Raw genomic sequence first — 18,218 nt, 5'->3', positions numbered from 1 at the left:
ATCTTAATGAACAATTTTGAAAAAGTCTTACTAACAGTATTATTTGTTGAGCTATTCGTGGGCGGTGGTGGAAGGCTAATTGATTTTGGCTTTCTTTCCATCCGCCAAGTCTTATTTTTAGTCCTTCTACTAACGTTTATTTACCGAATCATTAAACAGAAGGCTATTTTTGATAAAAAGATAAATACGTTTTTACGATTTAACCCTGTTACAATAGGGATTTATGGACTCCTTGGTTGGTTTGTTATTAGTGCTGTTATCGGAGTAGTTAATGGTCACCCACTTTCTATTGTAGTAATGGACTTCTTTCGAGTTTCTTACTTTATGGCCTACTTTCCATTAGCCTATTATATCTCTGAGATAAGAATATCTAAGGAGTATATTATTAAGCTTCTTAAGAATAGTGCTGTGGTTGTTTCGATCTTTACAATTGTTGTTTCCTTATTAGGAAAAACAGTGTTTAGTGCAAACTTTGGCCCTTTCTACCTTTTTATGAATGAGATTATGAATGACGATCTTTTCTTTAGACCAAGTAATAGCGTGTTTTATAAGAGTCACCTGTTTGTCCTTATTGCTCTAATCATTGCTTTAAATGATGTATTAAATAAGCAATTCTCCAAAATAAATATTGCTCTTGTCACATTAGGAACGGTGTCTGTTTTATGGTCAGAGACAAGAGGTTTTTTACTTGCTTTAATGGTCAGTTTGCTGATGATTATCCTGTTAGATAGTAAGGTTGTTTCAGATTCATTTAATAAGCTAACAGAAAAGGTAAAAGGATTATTACAAACGAAATGGTTTGTTAAAAAGGCAGGTATCTTATTGGTTCTTGTTATGTTACTTCCTTTCCTATACAAATACATGACGTTAGAAAGATTCCAACAGGATGTGGTTGTTGAAGATCCTGCTAATAGTGAGATAGAAGAGTTAAATGAAGTAGATGACTTGAGTGTAAATACACGCCTGGAATTCATCGTCGACTCAAAAAGGATCCTTTTTGAAAACCCAGCTAATCTTATTATTGGGACTGGATACGGTACAGAAATTGCTGAGCGTTTAGAAGGAATTGAAATGAGTTTCTTAGATATTCTAGTCGAGCAGGGACTAGTGGGGCTTGCAGCGTGGTTTTTCTTATTCTTCCTTGTCTATTATAATTATTATGTAGGATATAAAAAGAGTGGAAAACTGAACGCGCAAGAAATTTCCTTGATGGCTGCGTTTATGGGAGTTTTACTAGTAACCAATATCAATCCTTTTATTAATAACCCAATTGGAATTAGCTTCTTCCTTGTGGTATTAATCTTGTCACAAAGGTGGAAAGAATCTTCACTTCATGGGGCAAAGACATGAAAAAAACCATTGTTATAGTCTTTTATAACCAAAGTATTGAGGCCAGCAAAACCTTTCGAACATTGATTAACGATTGTAAGGAAATCCTGTCAGAAGAGATATCGATCATCCTTTATGATAATAGTCCAAATTCTCAAAAGTTTGACCAGAAAAAGTATGTAAATATAAACATCACGTATAAACACGATTCGAGAAATTTAGGCATAGCTACTGCATACAACTACGCGTGGTCGATTGCGAAAACAAACGGAAGTGAATGGCTTGTCCTTTTTGACCATGATACGGAAGTAACAAAGCAGTATGTTCAACAAATGGGAGAAGTAAAAGAAGTGGACAGCGGTATTGCTGCTGTAGTACCAATCATTTCATGCGAAGGAACGGTTATTTCTCCAGTTTTTAGTGACACCTTACGTCCGCTTCAACAAGAGCGGCCGAAAGCTGGTGTGCAGAAAAAGCCTATCATGGCCATAAATTCTGGTTCATTGATAAAGGTATCTTTCTTGAATCAAATAAATGGATTTAATGAGAGCTTTGCCCTTGATTATTTAGATCATTGGATTTTTTATGAGATCTATTCTAATGGTTTTAAGGTACAAGTTCTCGATGTTAATCTTGAACATGAACTTTCTGTTATGGATTATAGTAGAGTGTCCTTAAATCGATATATAAGTATCATTGATTCTGAAAGTTATTTTTATCAACACTACCATAAGGAATTGCTTCCAGCTTACCGATCACAACTGCTTAAACGATTGATTAAGCAACTTTTAATCGTAAAGAATAAACGTATAGCCATTCAAACGTTGAAAAAGTTCTTATCGTTGAAGTAAGCTTGTTAATTACCATCCTTCAAGAAATGATAAGGAAGGTCTTCCTAATAAAGGGGAGATCTCCTTTTGGATAAAGACGGTTAAGTATATCGAAGAATGATTTGACGATATTGTTTGAAACATTACTTTTTTGTTAAAAAATCGATAGTTTCTGTCTTTTTATAGCATCCTTATTTATAATGGGGAAGGTGCTTGACGTTTTATGTATTTATATTTCTATACTAAAAAGAGGAGTTGGTATGAATGAAAGGAATTATTCTTGCAGGTGGAAGTGGGACAAGATTATATCCATTAACAAAGGTCGTTTCAAAGCAGCTATTGCCTGTTTATGATAAACCGATGATTTACTATCCACTATCAGTATTAATGCTAGCTGGAATCAAAGATATTTTAATTATATCTACACCAGAAGATACTGCGCGATTTGAGCAAATTCTAGGTGACGGATCTGATTTAGGAATGAACTTTACATACAAGATTCAGCCACATCCAGGTGGATTGGCACAAGCATTTATTTTAGGAGATGAGTTTATCGGTGACGATAGTGTCGCTCTTGTGCTTGGAGATAATATATTCTATGGACACGGCTTAACAGAGCAATTACGAAGAGCAGCTGCGAGAGAAACCGGGGCTACCGTGTTTGGATACTATGTGAATGACCCAGAGAGATTTGGGGTTGTCGAGTTCGATGAAGATGGAAAAGCTGTTTCGATTGAAGAAAAACCAGAGGTTCCAAAATCAAACTATGCTGTGACAGGACTATATTTCTATGATAACCGAGTAGTAGATATCGCTAAGAATATCAAACCTTCGCCTCGTGGAGAGTTAGAAATCACGGACGTTAATAAAGCGTATTTAGAACTCGGTGAATTGAACGTGGAATTACTAGGTCGTGGATATGCATGGTTAGATACAGGAACACATGCATCATTGTTAGAAGCCTCTCAGTTCATAGAAACAGTAGAAAAGAGACAATCATTAAAAATAGCATGTCTTGAAGAAATTGCTTATAAGATGGGTTATATTACAAAAGAGAAGCTTCTCGAGCTTGCTGAGCCATTAAAGAAGAACCAGTATGGACAGTATTTAGTTAAGATCGCTGGCCAAGGAAAGTAATCCATTAAGTGAGGGAATAAATAATGAATGTAATTGAAACAAAACTATCAGGCGTAAAAATACTAGAACCAAAAGTATTTGGTGATCACCGTGGATATTTTATGGAGAGCTATAATAAAAGTCTTTACGATGAGTTGGGACTAAAATTTGATTTTATTCAGGACAACCAATCATTGTCTGCACCTGTTCATACGCTACGTGGATTACACTTTCAGTTAAATCCTAAGGCACAAACGAAATTGGTTCGCTGTGTAACTGGGGCTATTTATGACGTGGCTGTTGATATTCGTAAAGGTTCTCCTACATATGGACAGTGGGTAGGAGTGGTTCTTTCTGAGCATAATAAGCGTCAATTACTTGTACCGAAGGGCTTTGCACATGGATTCTGTACATTAGTTCCAGACTCTACAGTAGCGTATAAGGTTGATGAGTATTATTCTCCAGAGCATGATGGTGGAATTGCATGGGATGACCCAGCACTTGCGATTGATTGGCCAACGACTAATCCAATCTTGTCTGAAAAAGATACGAAGCATCCAAGATTAGCTGAAGCAACAACTTTGAACTTTGTTTTTGAGGAATAGGAGGAAGATCTTAATATGAAATTATTAGTAACTGGCGGTGCGGGCTTTATTGGTAGCAATTTTGTTCGCTACATGGTTAATAAATACCCAGAGTATACTATTGTAAACCTGGACTTGCTTACGTATGCAGGTAATTTAGAAAATCTAAAGGACATTGAAAATGCTCCAAATTACAAGTTTGTTCGTGGAGATATTGCTGATCGTGACTTTGTTGATGGTCTTTTTAATGAAGAAAAGTTTGATTATGTATTAAACTTTGCAGCTGAATCTCACGTGGACCGCAGTATTACAGATCCGGGGATTTTCGTTCAAACGAATATTCAAGGAACTTTAGCTCTTTTAGATGCTGCTAAGACGTATAAAGTAACAAAATATCTTCAAGTATCGACTGATGAAGTATACGGAACCTTAGGAGAAACAGGTTACTTCACAGAGGAAACACCACTTGCAGCTAACAGCCCATACAGTGCTAGTAAAGCGGGAGCTGACTTACTGGTTCGTGCGTACAATGAAACATTTGGACTTCCTGTGAACATCACTCGTTGTTCAAATAACTATGGGCCATTCCACTTCCCTGAGAAGTTGATTCCATTAATGATCATTAATGCTTTAAACGATAAAGAGCTTCCGATTTATGGAGATGGTTTAAACATTCGTGATTGGCTACATGTAGAAGATCATTGCCAAGCCATCGATCTTGTTCTTCACAAAGGTCGTGACGGAGAAGTGTACAATGTGGGTGGAAACAATGAACGCACTAACATTGAAATCGTAAAAACCATTCTTAAGCATTTAGGCAAGTCTGAGTCATTAATGAAGTTTGTTAAAGATCGTCCTGGTCATGACCGTCGTTATGCCATCGATGCTACAAAACTTCGTACGGAATTAGGTTGGTCTCCAAAATATAATTTTGATACAGGTATTGAACAAACGATCAAGTGGTATCTTGAAAACCAAGAGTGGTGGGAAAATATCATCTCTGGTGACTACCAAGACTACTTCAAGGCTCAATATGCTGATCGTTTAGAGGTTGAGTGATGTTAGTATTAGTAACTGGCGTCAATGGACAACTTGGATACGATGTAGTGAAAGAACTTACAGCTAAGGGGCACGAGGCTGTTGGAGTTGGTCGATCTGAGCTAGATATTACAGATGAATCAGCTATTTCATCTTATGTACAGAACCTAAGCCCAGAGGCTATTATCCATTGTGCAGCTTATACAAATGTGGACGCTGCTGAAACAGATCAAGAGGGAGCCTATAAGGTAAATGCGCTTGGAACAAAATACCTTGCTGAGGCAGCCAAGTTTGTCGGCGCGAAAATGGTCTATGTCAGCACAGATTATGTTTTTGACGGTGCTGGAACGGAGCCTTACGAGGTAAATCACCCTACAAAACCTCTTGGGGTTTATGGAGAGACAAAGCTTGTGGGAGAGAAGTTTCTTCAGGAAACGTTGGAAAAGCACTTTATCGTTAGAACTGCTTGGGTATATGGAATCAACGGTAACAACTTTGTAAAGACGATGCTTAAGCTTGGTCAAGATCGTAAGGAATTGGGAGTTGTATACGATCAAGTTGGTTCTCCTACCTATACAGTCGATTTAGCCAAATTTTTGGTGGAATTAATTGATTCCGAAAAATACGGAGTGTATCATGCCTCTAATGAGGGCGTATGTTCCTGGCATGAATTTGCTGTTGAAATTTTTAAGCAGGCTGGAATGGAAATTCAAGTTAACCCATTAACTTCTGACCAGTTTCCTAGACCTGCAGCTAGACCGAAATATTCAGTCTTAAGCAAAAAGAAGATAGAAGAAGAAGGCTTTACTCCATTACGTGATTGGAAGGAAGCGCTAAGAGAATATTTAAAAGAATTGGCATAAAAGCAAGCCTGTAGAGTATATTTGTCTCTGCAGGCTTTTTATATTATCTGAAAAGTTAAACTTTTATTTATAGAGAAACTTTTTTCGCGGGCTACCGTCAAATATGTTGTATTAAATTTATTACGGTTTTATTAAAATTGTATCGGGTAATAAAATATCATTCCAATTAGATTGGGCTTTATGATATAATTCACAAGGAATTATTCTTTCCAAGAATTACTCTGAATATTAGACAATAAAGAAAAAAAATCTACATTTTTTTTCACTAAATAGATAATGATAAAAACATGGAGGGGCATATTGTGTATCTTACGTTAATCATTTGTTTCTTAGCAGCAATACTCCTGACACCGATCATAAAAAAACTTGCTTTCTTAATTGGAGCTACTGATAAACCTAACCAACGAAAAGTCCATCAAAAAATCATGCCTCGCCTTGGTGGTCTTGCTATCTATATAAGCTTTCTAATTGGAGTATTAATTATTCAGCCAAATGATAATTATTTAATACATGTGCTGAATCTTGATGGTGGAATTCATCTACCCATCCTACTTGGTAGCTTGATCATTATTTTAACGGGTGCCTTTGATGATGTGAAAGAGATTTCACCTAGAGTAAAGTTATTAGGGCAAGTCGCAGCAGCTTTAGTAGTGGTAGTAGTTGGTGATATAAGAGTCGAATTCATTAACTTGCCTTTTGGTGGGGAATTGGACTTTGGTTATCTTAGTATCCCCATTACAATGTTTTGGATTATTGGGATTACGAATGCAATCAACTTAATTGATGGATTAGATGGGTTAGCAGCAGGGGTATCTACCATTGCATTATTTTCTATCGCTGCAATGGCATATACGTTTGGAAATCCGTATGTAATGATTATGGCTTTACTATTAGCTGTTTCTAGCTTAGGATTCCTTGTTTATAATTTTCACCCAGCGAAAATCTTTATGGGAGATACAGGGGCATTATTTTTAGGATTTATGATCTCTGTTCTATCTCTACTAGGATTTAAAGGAGTTACCTTCGTATCGTTAATCATCCCTGTTATTATCTTAGGGGTACCAATTTCGGACACGCTCTTTGCGATTGTTAGACGTTTAGTGAACAAGCAGCCATTGTCTGCACCAGATAAATCTCATTTACACCACTGTTTGTTGAAGCTTGGATATACACATAGACAAACGGTATTGCTCATTTATGCAATGAGTGCAGTGTTTGGTTTAGCGGCCTTTATATTTTCACAGGCAACGCTTTGGGGTTCAACTGTTATTCTTTTAGCGATACTTGTAGCTATTGAATTATTCGTTGAAAAAATTGGTCTGGTAGGAGAAGGGTATCGACCTCTCTTGAATTTCCTAAATGGTTTTAGACCAGTTAATGAAAAGAATAAAGCATAAAATAAAGGCCTCAGGAGCATGATTTCCTGAGGTCTTCTTAATTTTATATAAGTGTCTCTTGATAAAGTGTTTCCCCTGTAGATAGTTTCCCCTGCCCGTTAGTCATTTCTACCATCCAATCGTTGAAACTTTCAACCAATCCGTCTTCAACATATACTTCAAATTCTACTGCATCAAGATAGTGAATCTCTTTTATTTCATATACAGAGGCACGTAATTCATTTTCGAGTTTTCCAAGCCAAGTGTAATCCACTTTTAGATGAACAACCTTCATAAGCTTACGTTCAACAATTCCAGTGGCATTTAAGCCCTCTGAAGTTGATTTACCATATGCACGGATTAGCCCGCCAGCTCCTAATTTTATTCCACCAAAGTAGCGGGTAATCACTACAACCGTATCCTTTAGTTTTCTTTTCTTTAAAACCTCGAGAATCGGTACACCAGCTGTTCCGGATGGCTCACCATCATCATTTGCTTTCTGAATAAGGTCATGTTCTCCGATTAGATAAGCTGAGCAGTTGTGCGTCGCATTCCAGTGCTTCTTTTTTATGCTTTGAATAAATTCTATTGCTTCTTCTTCTGTTTCTGCACGAGATATATGAGCGATAAATCGAGATTTTTCAATAACAATTTCATGTTCACCGTAGTCTTTTACGGTTAGATATGAGGGGAGCATGGGATAAGCTCCTTTCTAGTAAAGATTTCTATGAATAATTTCTTAGTAATAGTATAAAACTTTGTGACATATTTCATCAAACTTCAAACAGTTTGTAAACAAACTTTAATCTATGTAATTTTTTCACGTGTTATAATGGGACAGTGAGTAAAAATCCACAATCTCTACTATATCAGCATAATAACTTTAGTTCTTAGGTATTAAAATAGTAATGATGTTAATTAAGTTTATATAGGATAAATTACATATAACGTCGAAAAAATCTCGTTCTTTTTAACGATTTTCTTACGTTTCGACAGTTTTTTCTCCATCAAGAGATAGTATATTTATCTAAATCAAGCTAAAATAATATCAAAGCCGAAAGGGAAAATGGGACCCTTGGAGGAATTATTATGTTGAAGAAAAAATTTGATATAAAGACGCTTGATTTTATCCTAGAGAAAATGATAGAGACGGTTGGTACGAGCAAGGACGAGATTTTCCGTATAGGAGAGCAGTGCCGGAAGGACTATGAATCACTCGCAGATGAACTAAAAGATGTGAAGCGAATGGTCATTGAAGTGATTGATGATGGCGATAAGCTTGAAACGCAATCGCGTTTTGCTCGTAAAAGATTGTCTGAAGTAAGCATGCACTTCAAGGACTATACCGAGGCAGAGGTTCGCGATGCTTATGAAAAAGCTCATCAGCTCCAAATGGAACTGACGATGAAGCGACAAATGGAGAAGCAGCTTCGTGACCGACGAGATGATATTGAACGCCGTTTACATGGTTTGACGGAAACGATTGACCGAGCGGAACATCTAGTTTCTCAAATTTCCGTCGTGATGAACTATCTGATGAGTGATCTCAAGCAAGTCGGTGAAGTATTAGAGGACGCAAAGCAGAAGCAGGAGTTTGGCTTGCGTATTATAGAGGCTCAGGAAGAAGAGAGAAAACGAGTGTCTCGTGAAATCCATGATGGCCCTGCTCAAATGATGGCAAATGTGATGATGCGCTCGGATTTAATTGAACGTGTTTTCCGTGAGCATGGGGAACAAGCAGGCATGGGTGAGATAAAAAATTTAAAAAAGATGGTGCGAAATGCGTTGTATGAGGTGCGTAGAATTATCTATGACCTTCGTCCGATGGCACTTGATGACCTAGGCTTAGTGCCTACCCTCAAAAAATACCTACAAACGATCGAAGAGTATCATAGTGATACAAAAATTAGTTTTGTTAATTTGGGGAATGAAAAAAGGTTACCAGCCAAGTTTGAAGTGGCATTATTTCGATTGGTTCAAGAATCTGTTCAAAATGCCATCAAACACGCAGAAGCACATGAAATAAAAGTAAAACTCGAGCTGACACGAAATAGTATTTCAGTAGTAGTAAAAGATGACGGCAAGGGCTTTGATATGAATTTGGACAAGCCAGAGTCGTTTGGAATATTAGGAATGAAAGAGAGAGTGGAGCTTCTACAAGGACAGCTTTCCATCGACTCAAAAGTCGGTCGAGGAACAATTGTCATTATTCAAGTTCCATTAGAGAGTTAATTTATTGAATAGGCTTAGGGAGGCTGAGAGAAATGACTACAAAGATTGCCATTATTGATGACCACCAATTATTTAGAGAAGGTGTCAAAAGAATATTAGATTTTGAAAAAACGTTTGAGGTTGTCGCTGAAGGGGAAGATGGTAACCAAGCTGTTACGATTGCAGAAGAGTATCAACCAGACGTAATTATTATGGATATTAATATGCCTGATGTGAATGGTGTGGAAGCCACTCGTCAACTGATTGAGAAATTTCCTGAATCAAAAGTAATCATTCTTTCCATTCATGATGACGAAAACTACGTAACACATGCGCTTCAAACAGGGGCTAGTGGCTATCTGTTAAAGGAAATGGATGCAGATGCATTGGTAGAAGCGGTAAAGGTAGTGGCTGATGGAGGTTCTTATTTACATCCGAAAGTAACACATAATCTAGTAAGAGAATACCGTCGATTAGCAGGTGAAGGCGGTGGAGGTTATGTGGGAGCGGCAGAAATTCGTCGTCCACTTCATTTATTAACGCGCCGTGAGTGTGAAGTTCTTCAGTTGTTAACAGACGGAAAGAGTAACCGTGGAATCGGTGAAGCTTTATTTATTAGTGAAAAAACGGTTAAAAACCATGTGAGTAATATTCTTCAAAAAATGAATGTAAACGATCGTACTCAAGCGGTAGTCGAAGCTATTAAAAAGGGCTGGGTTGAGGTACGATAAAATATAAGTGGTGGGGCATCTGTCTGAAAATAAAGACGGATGCCTCTTTTTTTTAATTGGAAGCATTTCCAATTTTGACAAAGTAGTGAAAAATATTTTACAAATAGGTGTTTTTGCTTATAATACTACTTAAACTAGTATAAATGGAGGTGTTTTCCATTAATACATCTTTGGGTATTTTATCAGATGAGGATTTAGTTAACGTATATAGCAAGGCATTAAACTATAACCTGGATACGAGATTTGTTGATCTCATTTTGGAAGAAATACTTCGTAGGGGCTTAAAGGATGCGAGTTAAGATTTACCCTATAAGGGTGTAGGTAATGCAATTTGTATAGTTTTCATATAAAATATGTGTGAGACATATAGTAGAGAAAAACAAAGGTGGTTACTTTTATATGAAAACGGCAGTTGTAACGGATAGTACCGCGTACATCCCGAAAGACCTGCGTGACAAGCTTGATATTCATATGATTCCTTTAAGTGTGATATTTGGTACTGAGACGTATCGTGAAGAAATAGAGATCACTGCCTCAGATTTTTTTGAAGAGGTAAAGAATCGCGAGCTTCCAACCACGTCACAGCCACCCGTTGGTGAGTTTGTTCAGCTATTCGAACAACTATCGAAAGACTACGATTCAGTGGTCAGCATCCACCTATCAAGCGGGATCAGCGGCACCTTCCAAGGGGCCGTATCAGCTGGAGAAATGGTAGAGAATATTGATGTGTTTGCATTCGATTCAGAAATTAGCTGCATGGTTCAAGGATTTTACGTACTAGAGGCAGCTCAAATGGCTCAAGAAGGTAAGGGTCCAGAGGAAATAATGTCACGACTCGAAGAAATGAAGAAAACGTTATACGCTTATTTTATGGTGGATGATTTATCTCATCTCCAACGTGGAGGTAGACTATCAAGTGCTCAAGCCTTGATCGGAAGTTTGTTGCAGGTGAAGCCACTTCTTCATTTTCAGGACAAGAAAATTGTTCCTTTTGAAAAAATTCGTACACGTAAAAAGGCGATGCGTCGAATGGTTGATCTGTTGGCAGAAGCTTCAGCTGGTGAGCAATATCGTGCAGTGATTATTCACGCCAATCGTGAGCAGGAAGCCAATGAATGGAAGAAAGAGCTTGAAGCTGAGCTTCCAAACGTTGAATTTGTGATTAGTTACTTCGGACCGGTGATCGGTACGCATTTAGGTGAGGGCTCAATGGGCCTTGGTTGGGTAAAGAAATAATTTTTGGTTTACTGAACTTATATCTTTTATTATTTGGCACCATTTCAGCGATTGCTGGAATGGTGTTTCTAGTTTTCGGGCGTTTTTTGAAAATTTGATAATGAGGTGATAATTTGAATTTGGTTGATTCCCTTCGAAATGTCCTCGCTGGTAAGCAGCTTCTTCGAGAAGAAATCCCCTTTGAGATGGTTGATTCTCCTTTAATTTCTATAAGACCAGGAATTTTGTTTGATAAGAAAGGTCGGGCGCAGTGTAACCGGTGTGGCAATGGTGATAAGGAGTTACTTGCTGAGTTTCCTTGTGCACGGTGTTGGAAGAAGTGTGTGTATTGTCGTGCATGTATTATGATGGGGCGTGTGAGTGAGTGCACGTCTTTATATGGATGGAGTGGGGAGATGCCAGAGTTAGTTGCTACTCCTCTTGAGTGGAATGGGTCGCTGTCGGATGGTCAACAAGTTGCTTCGGATCGTGTGGTGGGGGCTATTTCTCATAATGAGGAGTTGCTCGTTTGGGCTGTGTGTGGTGCTGGGAAGACTGAGCTTCTTTTTAAAGGAATTGAAGTGGCTTTTGCTAGTGGTAAGCGAGTGTGTATTGCTACTCCACGTACAGATGTTGTGTTAGAACTAACTCCACGATTACAATCCGTGTTCCCCTCTTTACAAGTTGCCTCTTTATACGGTGGTTCAGATGACCACCATCAGTGTTCACCATTAACGATTACTACTACCCACCAGTTATTACGATTTTATCAAGCATTTGATGTGATGATTGTGGATGAAGTGGATGCTTTTCCTTATTCTGTGGATCCGAAGCTTCAGTTTGCTGTGATGAATTCTCGAAAGGTTGATTCATGTTTGATTTATTTAACGGCTACTCCTAGTCAGAAGTGGCAGAGGGAATGTCTGAGCGGGAAGAGAAACTTTGTTACGATTCCTGCTCGTTTTCATCGGCATGAATTGCCTGTTCCTGAGTTTGGTTGGTGTGGCAATTGGGGGAAGGTGGTAAATAAAGGTCGTTTACCTTCGAAATTGCAAAAGTGGATTGAACAGCGGTTGCTAGCTGGTACGCCAATGCTAGTATTTGTCCCAACTGTTGCATGGGTGGCTAAATTGTTGCCATTGATGCAAATGATCGATGACAGGATTGAGTCGGTGCATGCGGAGGATCATGCTAGAAAAGAGAAGGTACTAAGAATGAGAAAGAAGAAGATTCCGTTACTTGTAACGACAACCATTCTTGAAAGGGGAGTGACATTTCCAGGTCTGGATGTTGCTGTTCTTGGTTCTGAAGATCGGATTTTTTCAGAGTCGGCACTAGTTCAGATTGCGGGAAGGGTCGGACGGAGTGCGGATAAACCATTTGGCAATGTGACATTTTTTCATAATGGAAGGACACAGGCAATGGAAAAGGCAAAAGCTCAAGTCGTTATGATGAATAAAGAAGCTAAAGCGAAGGGGCTGGTTGATAAGTGAGGTGTCTTTATTGTGGAGAAGGAATCATTCCGGCAATCGGTTGGGGGAATTTGTTTTCTAGGGAAGAAGCGGTTTTGTTATGTGATAAATGTACAAAACAGCTTGTACCTATAGAGGGAGATTGCTGTGTTCGATGTAGTCGACCGTTTGAAGGCTTAGCGGAAGAATTTCGTAAAGGTGAGTATTGTTACGATTGTGTTCGTTGGGAGGAAGACATAGAGTGGATGGGTATTCTAGAACGTAATGTCTCTCTTTATGAATACAATGACTTTCTAAAAGGGGTTATTAGTCGATATAAATTTCGTGGAGACTATGTGCTTTCGGAATTTCTTTGTAAAGGTCTAAAAAAAGTGATTAATGAGTACGATTTATTTGTCCCAATACCATTGAGTAATGAGCGCTTATATGAACGGGGTTTTAATCAGGCGGAAGCATTAATTATGGAAGCTGGATTTACACCAACACTTGTACTAAAACGTGCTCATACAGAAAAACAATCGAAAAAATCTCGGGAAGAAAGGATCCACCTCTCAAATATTTTCAAACTTGATAGTGTGAAAGAAATTGTGGGTAAGAAAGTGTTGTTAATTGACGATATATATACTACAGGATCAACGCTGATGCATGCGGGGAAACTTTTGAAACAGCATGGAGCATTATCTGTTTCATCTTTTACGGTAGCGAGAGGTTAGTGACAAGATTCAACAAAATGCAGTAATTATAAAATTCAATCAAACGTTTGATTGAATTTACCCCAATCATAGAGCGCCAATGGATAAACGCACTTCAATCAAACGACCGATTGAATACATTTACTTCCAAATAATTTTCATACCCTTACACAATTCGACAAGCTATAATGAGTCTATCGACATATTTAATAAAGGGGATAAAGTAATGGCTCAAATAGAAACATGCCCGAGTTGTGGCGATATATATGTAAAAAATCAATTTCGAGATGTATGTCAAAAGTGCTGGAAGGAAGAGGAGCAAGTATACGATAAGGTTTCTCAGTTTATGAGGAAACGTGAAAATAGAGCGGCAACTATGCTGCAAGTAGTAGAAGCACTTGGAGTAGAGGAAGAACTTTTACTCAAGTTTATACGAACGGGACGCCTGAAAGTGACTCAATTTCCAAACCTAGGTTATCCGTGTGATAAGTGTGGGACTATTATCCGTACCGGTAAACTGTGTGAACCATGTGCCACAGAAATTAAAAGAGATTTAGAACAACTTGAGAAGGAAAATGCACTTAAAGCAGAAATAAGTAATCGAGAGAAACAGGCCACATACTTTACAACAAATAAGTCTAAATGGTAAATAGGAACAAGTACCTATATATTAGTTATTTTGGTACATTTTTTAAATAAATGCTAAAATAACCTTCAAAATGTCCGATAATACTAGTAGAAGTTGGACCGGACTTTGAAGGAGATGGATATATATGAAAATCAACAACATTGGAACAACAGGAATTAATCCATATAAAAAGGCAATCAACAAACTCGATAAAGTCAATAACACAACGACTACTAAAGCGGATAAGGTTGAGATTTCTTCCGCTGCAAAAGAAATGCAGCAGATTTCTCAAGTGGATTCTACTCGTCAGAAAAAGGTTGAAGAGCTAAAGCAAAGTGTTCAAAACGGAACATACAAGCCAAACTCTACTGCAACTGCATCTAGTATCATTAACTACTTTAAAATATAGAGAGGAGGGGCTATGATGTCCGCTGATCAATTAGTAACCGTCATGGAAAGGCTTCTGGACCTGTATAATAGCTTGCTTGAAAAAGCCTATCAGAAGACGAAAGTTATTGAAAAAGGGGATATTGACGCCCTGAACACTCTTATCAAGGAAGAACAAAAGCTTTTAGCAGCCATTAATAAATTTGAACAAGTAAGACAACAGGTTGTGAGAAATTTTCTCACTCCTTTTCATGTAGAGGAAGAAAACCTTACGATTTCTACTTGTTTAACATATATCGATTATTCTAAAAAGGACAAGCTTGCTGATTTGCGTGAGGAGCTACTAGAAGTTGCGCAGAAACTTCAAAAGCAAAATGAGTTAAACTCAGAGCTCGTAAAACAATCACTACAATTTGTCCACATGTCATTAGACATGTTTTATCCAAAAACACCTGAATTCAATTATGGACCACCTAAACAGTCCGGACCGTCCACATCGAATTCACTATTTAACCGAAAAGCCTAAAAAACGGAGGCGCGAACATGAGATCAACATTTATGGGGTTAGAAACAGCCCGTAGAGGTATGTTTACACAACAAAGTGCTCTTAACACGACAGGTCATAATATCGCAAATGCAAGTACACCAGGTTATACAAGACAACGTGTAAACTTCGCACAAACAGAACCTTATCCGAATGTGGGCCTAAATAAGCCTCAGCTTCCAGGTCAAATGGGAACAGGTGTAGAGGCTGGTTCGGTTCAGCGAGTGAGAGAAAGCTTCCTAGATGTACAATACCGTGCGGAGAATAACAAGTTAGGATATTGGGAAGCCCGTGCAGAATCGTATACGAAGATGGAAGAAATCATGAACGAACCGTCTGATAGCGGACTTTCTACAACAATGGATCAGTTTTGGCAATCGCTTCAGGACTTAGCGGTGAACCCAAGTAACCCTGGAGCACGTTCAGTAGTGAGACAACGTGCAGTGGCAGTAACGGAAACATTTAATTATCTAGCAAGCTCATTAAACAGTATTCGAGCTGACTTAAAAAATGAAATTACAGTTACTGAGAAAGAGATTAACTCTCTATCTGAGCAAATTAATAATATTAATAACCAGATTGCTAGTGTAGAGCCACATGGTTTGTTACCAAATGATTTATACGATGAGCGTGATCGTTTGGTTGATCAGTTATCGTCACTTGTGAATATTAAAGTGGATTACACGTCAAGTGGTGGAAATGCATCTACACTTGCTGAAGGGAAAGTGAACATTACTTTACTAGATGCAAATGGTGCTAGTTTGGGTCAGCTAGTAAATGGGACAGGCTTTAATAAGCTCACGGTTAATTTTAACGGTACCGATGAATCGGTAAAGACGGTACAACTCGGATCCACACAGGTGGATTTTCAGGCATTCAGTTCAACTGGAAAACTAAAAGCGATTGTTGAGTCCTATGGTTATCAAAACTCTTCAGGTGAAGTAACAGGAGTTTATCCGGATATGCTTGCTGAGTTAGATAATATGGCTTATATGTTTGCCTATCAGTTTAATCTTCAGCATGAGGATGGTGCTACACCAAACCAGATTAACGGATCAACGGATGAAACACCGTCTTTCTTTTCTGACACGAAAAATGGAGAAGTTGATATTACGAATAAAAAGGGCATGGCTTCTCGTTTACAAGTCTCAGATGAGATCATGGCGAGTTTAGACAATATTGCAACGGCAAGTAAAGACAACCCAACAATGGGTGATGCTACAAATATATCAGCGTTAGCTGAAATCATTAATAAACCGTTTAAATATGGTAATAATACCGAATCAAGTTTCCGTAATTATTATGAAGTTTTAGTTGGTGGAATGGCAGTGGATTCTCAGGAAGCGGCGAGACTATCTACAAACAGTGGTACACTTCGTCAAGCGGTCGAAGAAAGAAGACTGTCTGTAAGCTCTGTTTCACTGGATGAAGAAATGACAAATATGATTCAATTCCAGCATGCGTACAATGCATCAGCTAGAATGATTACTTTACAAGATGAAATGCTTGATAAAATTATTAATGGTATGGGAACTGTCGGAAGGTAGGTGTTTAGATAATGCGTGTAACACAAGGGATGTTAGCATCTAATTCTCTAAGGAACTTAAGTAATAGCTATACGCAAATGGGGAAATATCAGGATCAGCTTTCTACAGGTAAGAAGATTACAAAACCTTCTGATGATCCAGTTATCGCTATGAAGGGGATGTATTACCGTTCTAACCTGTCTGAAGTTGAGCAATATAAAAGAAACCTTTCTGAGTCTTACCTATGGATGGAGAATTCAGAAGCTGGGGTAGAGCACGTGAACGAAGCGTTACAACGGGTGCGTGAACTTACGGTCCAGGGTGCAAATGGAACACTATCTGACGCTGATAAAGAAGCAGTTGCTAGAGAGATTGAGCAAATTAAAAAAGATATTATGAAGGTTGCTAATACACAAATAGCTGGACGTTACATTTTTAACGGAACAAACACTTCAAACCCACCTGTTGTTGATGGTGGTGCTGGAGCTCCACAAGCCAACTTAAATACAAATGATTATATGGTTGAAGTGTCACGTGGAGTGTCATTAAAGGCAAACATTAATCCTGATACTGTGTTTAGTCAAGAGTTATTCAATACATTACAAGGTATACAGGAGACTCTTGAAGGAAAAGGAACAGGGGATCTAAATACACTTTTAGGTGATTTAGACAAAAGAATGGATATCCTTTCTGCTGAACGCTCTGAACTTGGAGCTCGGTATAATCGTCTTGAAATGGTGGAATCCCGTATTGACCAACAGGAAATTATCGCTACTCGTATTCTTTCGGACAATGAGGATGCAGACATTGAACGTGTTATTATGGATTTAACGACACAAGAGAGTGTTCATCGTGCGGCACTAAGTGTAGGAGCTAGAATTATCCAACCAACACTAATGGACTTTTTAAGATAGTGGTCAGTTTTACGACCAAAATCTAAGGCTGGCCTGCTAAAAGTAGGTAGCCTTTTTTTAATAGGGGGAAGATGGAGATGAAGATCCCGCAGATACGCATGCAGACAACACCGGCACATATTGGTATTTCAACTAAAAAAGGAGAAATGTCAATTGAACAGCCACTTGGAGACCTGCAAATAGAACAACCCAAAGCTTTTTTGAATATTACCAAGATTCCGGGGAAACTAACGATAGATCAGACACAAGCAAGGGCAGACATTGACCTGAAATCTGTAAAACTTCGTATTGAGGATGCGGCTAGATTAGGAAAACAGGATTTACTTTCAGGGATAGCAAGAAGGATTCAAGAAGGTGCAGACTTAATGCAAATAGAAAATGGATTTAATGCAATTTCTAGCATCTCTAAACGAAATATTGAAGGTGAAAAGAAGGAGTTCAATATTGGCTGGGTACCTAGTATAGGGTCTGTTAAAATCTCGTATGAACCTGGCAAAGTAGATGTGGAAGCTACACCTAATAAGCCCAAAATTGAGTACAATTTAAACAAACCGATTATTAATTATAATCCAAGTGAAGTAACTATAAATTTAAAACAACATGCTTCACTTAAAATAGACTTTGAATAAAGGGATGATTAAATGAAATTACGTACGAAATACCATGGAACGATAGAAATAGAAGAAAGTAATTATATACATTTTTTCACTAGTGTTGCACTAATTTAATTTCAATATTAAAAAGACTCAAAATCTTCACTAA

Annotated in this window: 20 protein-coding genes; 19 read left to right on the top strand and 1 reads right to left on the bottom strand. The window is 38.1% G+C overall.

Features of this window, described 5'->3' with window-relative positions; genetic code table 11:
- Nucleotides 1-6: 6 nt before the first annotated feature.
- The 7 genes from MKX65_RS21955 (at nucleotide 7) to MKX65_RS21925 (ending at nucleotide 7,157) form a co-directional block, all read left to right on the top strand.
- Nucleotides 7-1,350, top strand: coding sequence for an O-antigen ligase family protein (locus MKX65_RS21955; RefSeq protein WP_340905597.1), 1,344 nt, complete (start codon nucleotides 7-9; stop codon nucleotides 1,348-1,350).
- Nucleotides 1,347-2,180, top strand: a complete 834-nt coding sequence (locus MKX65_RS21950) for a glycosyltransferase (RefSeq protein WP_340905596.1) — start codon at nucleotides 1,347-1,349, stop codon at nucleotides 2,178-2,180. Before MKX65_RS21955 ends, MKX65_RS21950 begins: the two co-directional genes overlap by 4 nt.
- 243 nt (nucleotides 2,181-2,423) lie before the next feature.
- The gene (rfbA, locus tag MKX65_RS21945) at nucleotides 2,424-3,296 is read left to right on the top strand and encodes a glucose-1-phosphate thymidylyltransferase RfbA (protein WP_340905595.1); all 873 of its coding nucleotides are present in this window, start codon (nucleotides 2,424-2,426) and stop codon (nucleotides 3,294-3,296) included.
- 23 nt (nucleotides 3,297-3,319) lie between these two features.
- Entirely contained in the window at nucleotides 3,320-3,880 is a 561-nt protein-coding gene (rfbC, locus tag MKX65_RS21940; RefSeq protein WP_340905594.1) for a dTDP-4-dehydrorhamnose 3,5-epimerase, read from the top strand.
- A gap of 15 nt (nucleotides 3,881-3,895) precedes the next feature.
- Nucleotides 3,896-4,918 (top strand): dTDP-glucose 4,6-dehydratase, encoded by a 1,023-nt coding sequence (rfbB, locus tag MKX65_RS21935; protein WP_340905591.1) that lies wholly within the window; start codon nucleotides 3,896-3,898, stop codon nucleotides 4,916-4,918.
- Nucleotides 4,918-5,760: a dTDP-4-dehydrorhamnose reductase gene (gene rfbD, locus MKX65_RS21930; protein WP_340905590.1), complete on the top strand. Its 843-nt coding sequence runs from the start codon at nucleotides 4,918-4,920 to the stop codon at nucleotides 5,758-5,760. The genes rfbB and rfbD overlap by 1 nt, the downstream gene beginning before the upstream one ends.
- Before the next feature lie 299 nt (nucleotides 5,761-6,059).
- Complete coding sequence (locus MKX65_RS21925; protein ID WP_340906360.1) at nucleotides 6,060-7,157, top strand: glycosyltransferase family 4 protein; 1,098 nt, start codon at nucleotides 6,060-6,062, stop codon at nucleotides 7,155-7,157.
- A 43-nt stretch (nucleotides 7,158-7,200) separates the two neighbouring features.
- On the opposite strand, the gene MKX65_RS21920 is transcribed toward MKX65_RS21925, so the two are convergent.
- Entirely contained in the window at nucleotides 7,201-7,833 is a 633-nt protein-coding gene (locus MKX65_RS21920; RefSeq protein WP_340905588.1) for a YigZ family protein, read from the bottom strand.
- 392 nt (nucleotides 7,834-8,225) lie between these two features.
- On the opposite strand from MKX65_RS21920, the gene MKX65_RS21915 reads away from it, so the two are divergent.
- The 12 genes from MKX65_RS21915 to MKX65_RS21865 all read left to right on the top strand — a co-directional run bounded on the left by MKX65_RS21915 (nucleotide 8,226) and on the right by MKX65_RS21865 (nucleotide 18,085).
- The gene (locus MKX65_RS21915; protein WP_340905587.1) at nucleotides 8,226-9,368 is read left to right on the top strand and encodes a sensor histidine kinase; all 1,143 of its coding nucleotides are present in this window, start codon (nucleotides 8,226-8,228) and stop codon (nucleotides 9,366-9,368) included.
- Between the two features lie 32 nt (nucleotides 9,369-9,400).
- On the top strand, nucleotides 9,401-10,078 hold the full coding sequence (locus MKX65_RS21910) for a response regulator transcription factor (protein WP_340905586.1): 678 nt from the start codon (nucleotides 9,401-9,403) through the stop codon (nucleotides 10,076-10,078).
- 143 nt (nucleotides 10,079-10,221) lie between these two features.
- A complete protein-coding gene (gene sda / locus MKX65_RS27175) occupies nucleotides 10,222-10,377 on the top strand; it encodes a sporulation histidine kinase inhibitor Sda (protein ID WP_445677930.1) in 156 nt (51 codons plus the stop codon).
- 100 nt (nucleotides 10,378-10,477) lie between these two features.
- Complete coding sequence (locus tag MKX65_RS21905; RefSeq protein ID WP_340905585.1) at nucleotides 10,478-11,314, top strand: DegV family protein; 837 nt, start codon at nucleotides 10,478-10,480, stop codon at nucleotides 11,312-11,314.
- Nucleotides 11,315-11,427: 113 nt separating this feature from the next.
- Nucleotides 11,428-12,786, top strand: coding sequence for a DEAD/DEAH box helicase (locus MKX65_RS21900; RefSeq protein WP_340905584.1), 1,359 nt, complete (start codon nucleotides 11,428-11,430; stop codon nucleotides 12,784-12,786).
- Nucleotides 12,783-13,478 carry a ComF family protein gene (locus tag MKX65_RS21895; protein ID WP_340905583.1) on the top strand — a complete coding sequence of 232 codons (696 nt, stop codon included), beginning with the start codon at nucleotides 12,783-12,785 and terminating at the stop codon, nucleotides 13,476-13,478. Before MKX65_RS21900 ends, MKX65_RS21895 begins: the two co-directional genes overlap by 4 nt.
- Before the next feature lie 205 nt (nucleotides 13,479-13,683).
- Complete coding sequence (locus MKX65_RS21890; protein ID WP_340905582.1) at nucleotides 13,684-14,106, top strand: TIGR03826 family flagellar region protein; 423 nt, start codon at nucleotides 13,684-13,686, stop codon at nucleotides 14,104-14,106.
- A 124-nt stretch (nucleotides 14,107-14,230) separates the two neighbouring features.
- Nucleotides 14,231-14,494 carry a flagellar biosynthesis anti-sigma factor FlgM gene (flgM, locus tag MKX65_RS21885; protein ID WP_340905580.1) on the top strand — a complete coding sequence of 88 codons (264 nt, stop codon included), beginning with the start codon at nucleotides 14,231-14,233 and terminating at the stop codon, nucleotides 14,492-14,494.
- 15 nt (nucleotides 14,495-14,509) lie between these two features.
- Nucleotides 14,510-14,998 carry a flagellar protein FlgN gene (locus tag MKX65_RS21880; RefSeq protein WP_340905577.1) on the top strand — a complete coding sequence of 163 codons (489 nt, stop codon included), beginning with the start codon at nucleotides 14,510-14,512 and terminating at the stop codon, nucleotides 14,996-14,998.
- A gap of 17 nt (nucleotides 14,999-15,015) precedes the next feature.
- Nucleotides 15,016-16,563 (top strand): flagellar hook-associated protein FlgK, encoded by a 1,548-nt coding sequence (gene flgK / locus MKX65_RS21875; protein WP_340905576.1) that lies wholly within the window; start codon nucleotides 15,016-15,018, stop codon nucleotides 16,561-16,563.
- Between the two features lie 11 nt (nucleotides 16,564-16,574).
- A complete protein-coding gene (gene flgL, locus MKX65_RS21870) occupies nucleotides 16,575-17,456 on the top strand; it encodes a flagellar hook-associated protein FlgL (RefSeq protein WP_340905574.1) in 882 nt (293 codons plus the stop codon).
- A 77-nt stretch (nucleotides 17,457-17,533) separates the two neighbouring features.
- Nucleotides 17,534-18,085, top strand: a complete 552-nt coding sequence (locus MKX65_RS21865) for a DUF6470 family protein (RefSeq protein ID WP_340905572.1) — start codon at nucleotides 17,534-17,536, stop codon at nucleotides 18,083-18,085.
- Nucleotides 18,086-18,218: the final 133 nt, after the last annotated feature.

This window comes from Robertmurraya sp. FSL R5-0851, assembly GCF_038002965.1.
In the GTDB taxonomy this organism is placed as follows: domain Bacteria; phylum Bacillota; class Bacilli; order Bacillales; family Cytobacillaceae; genus Robertmurraya_A; species Robertmurraya_A beringensis.
This window is presented reverse-complemented; position numbering and strand designations above follow the sequence as displayed.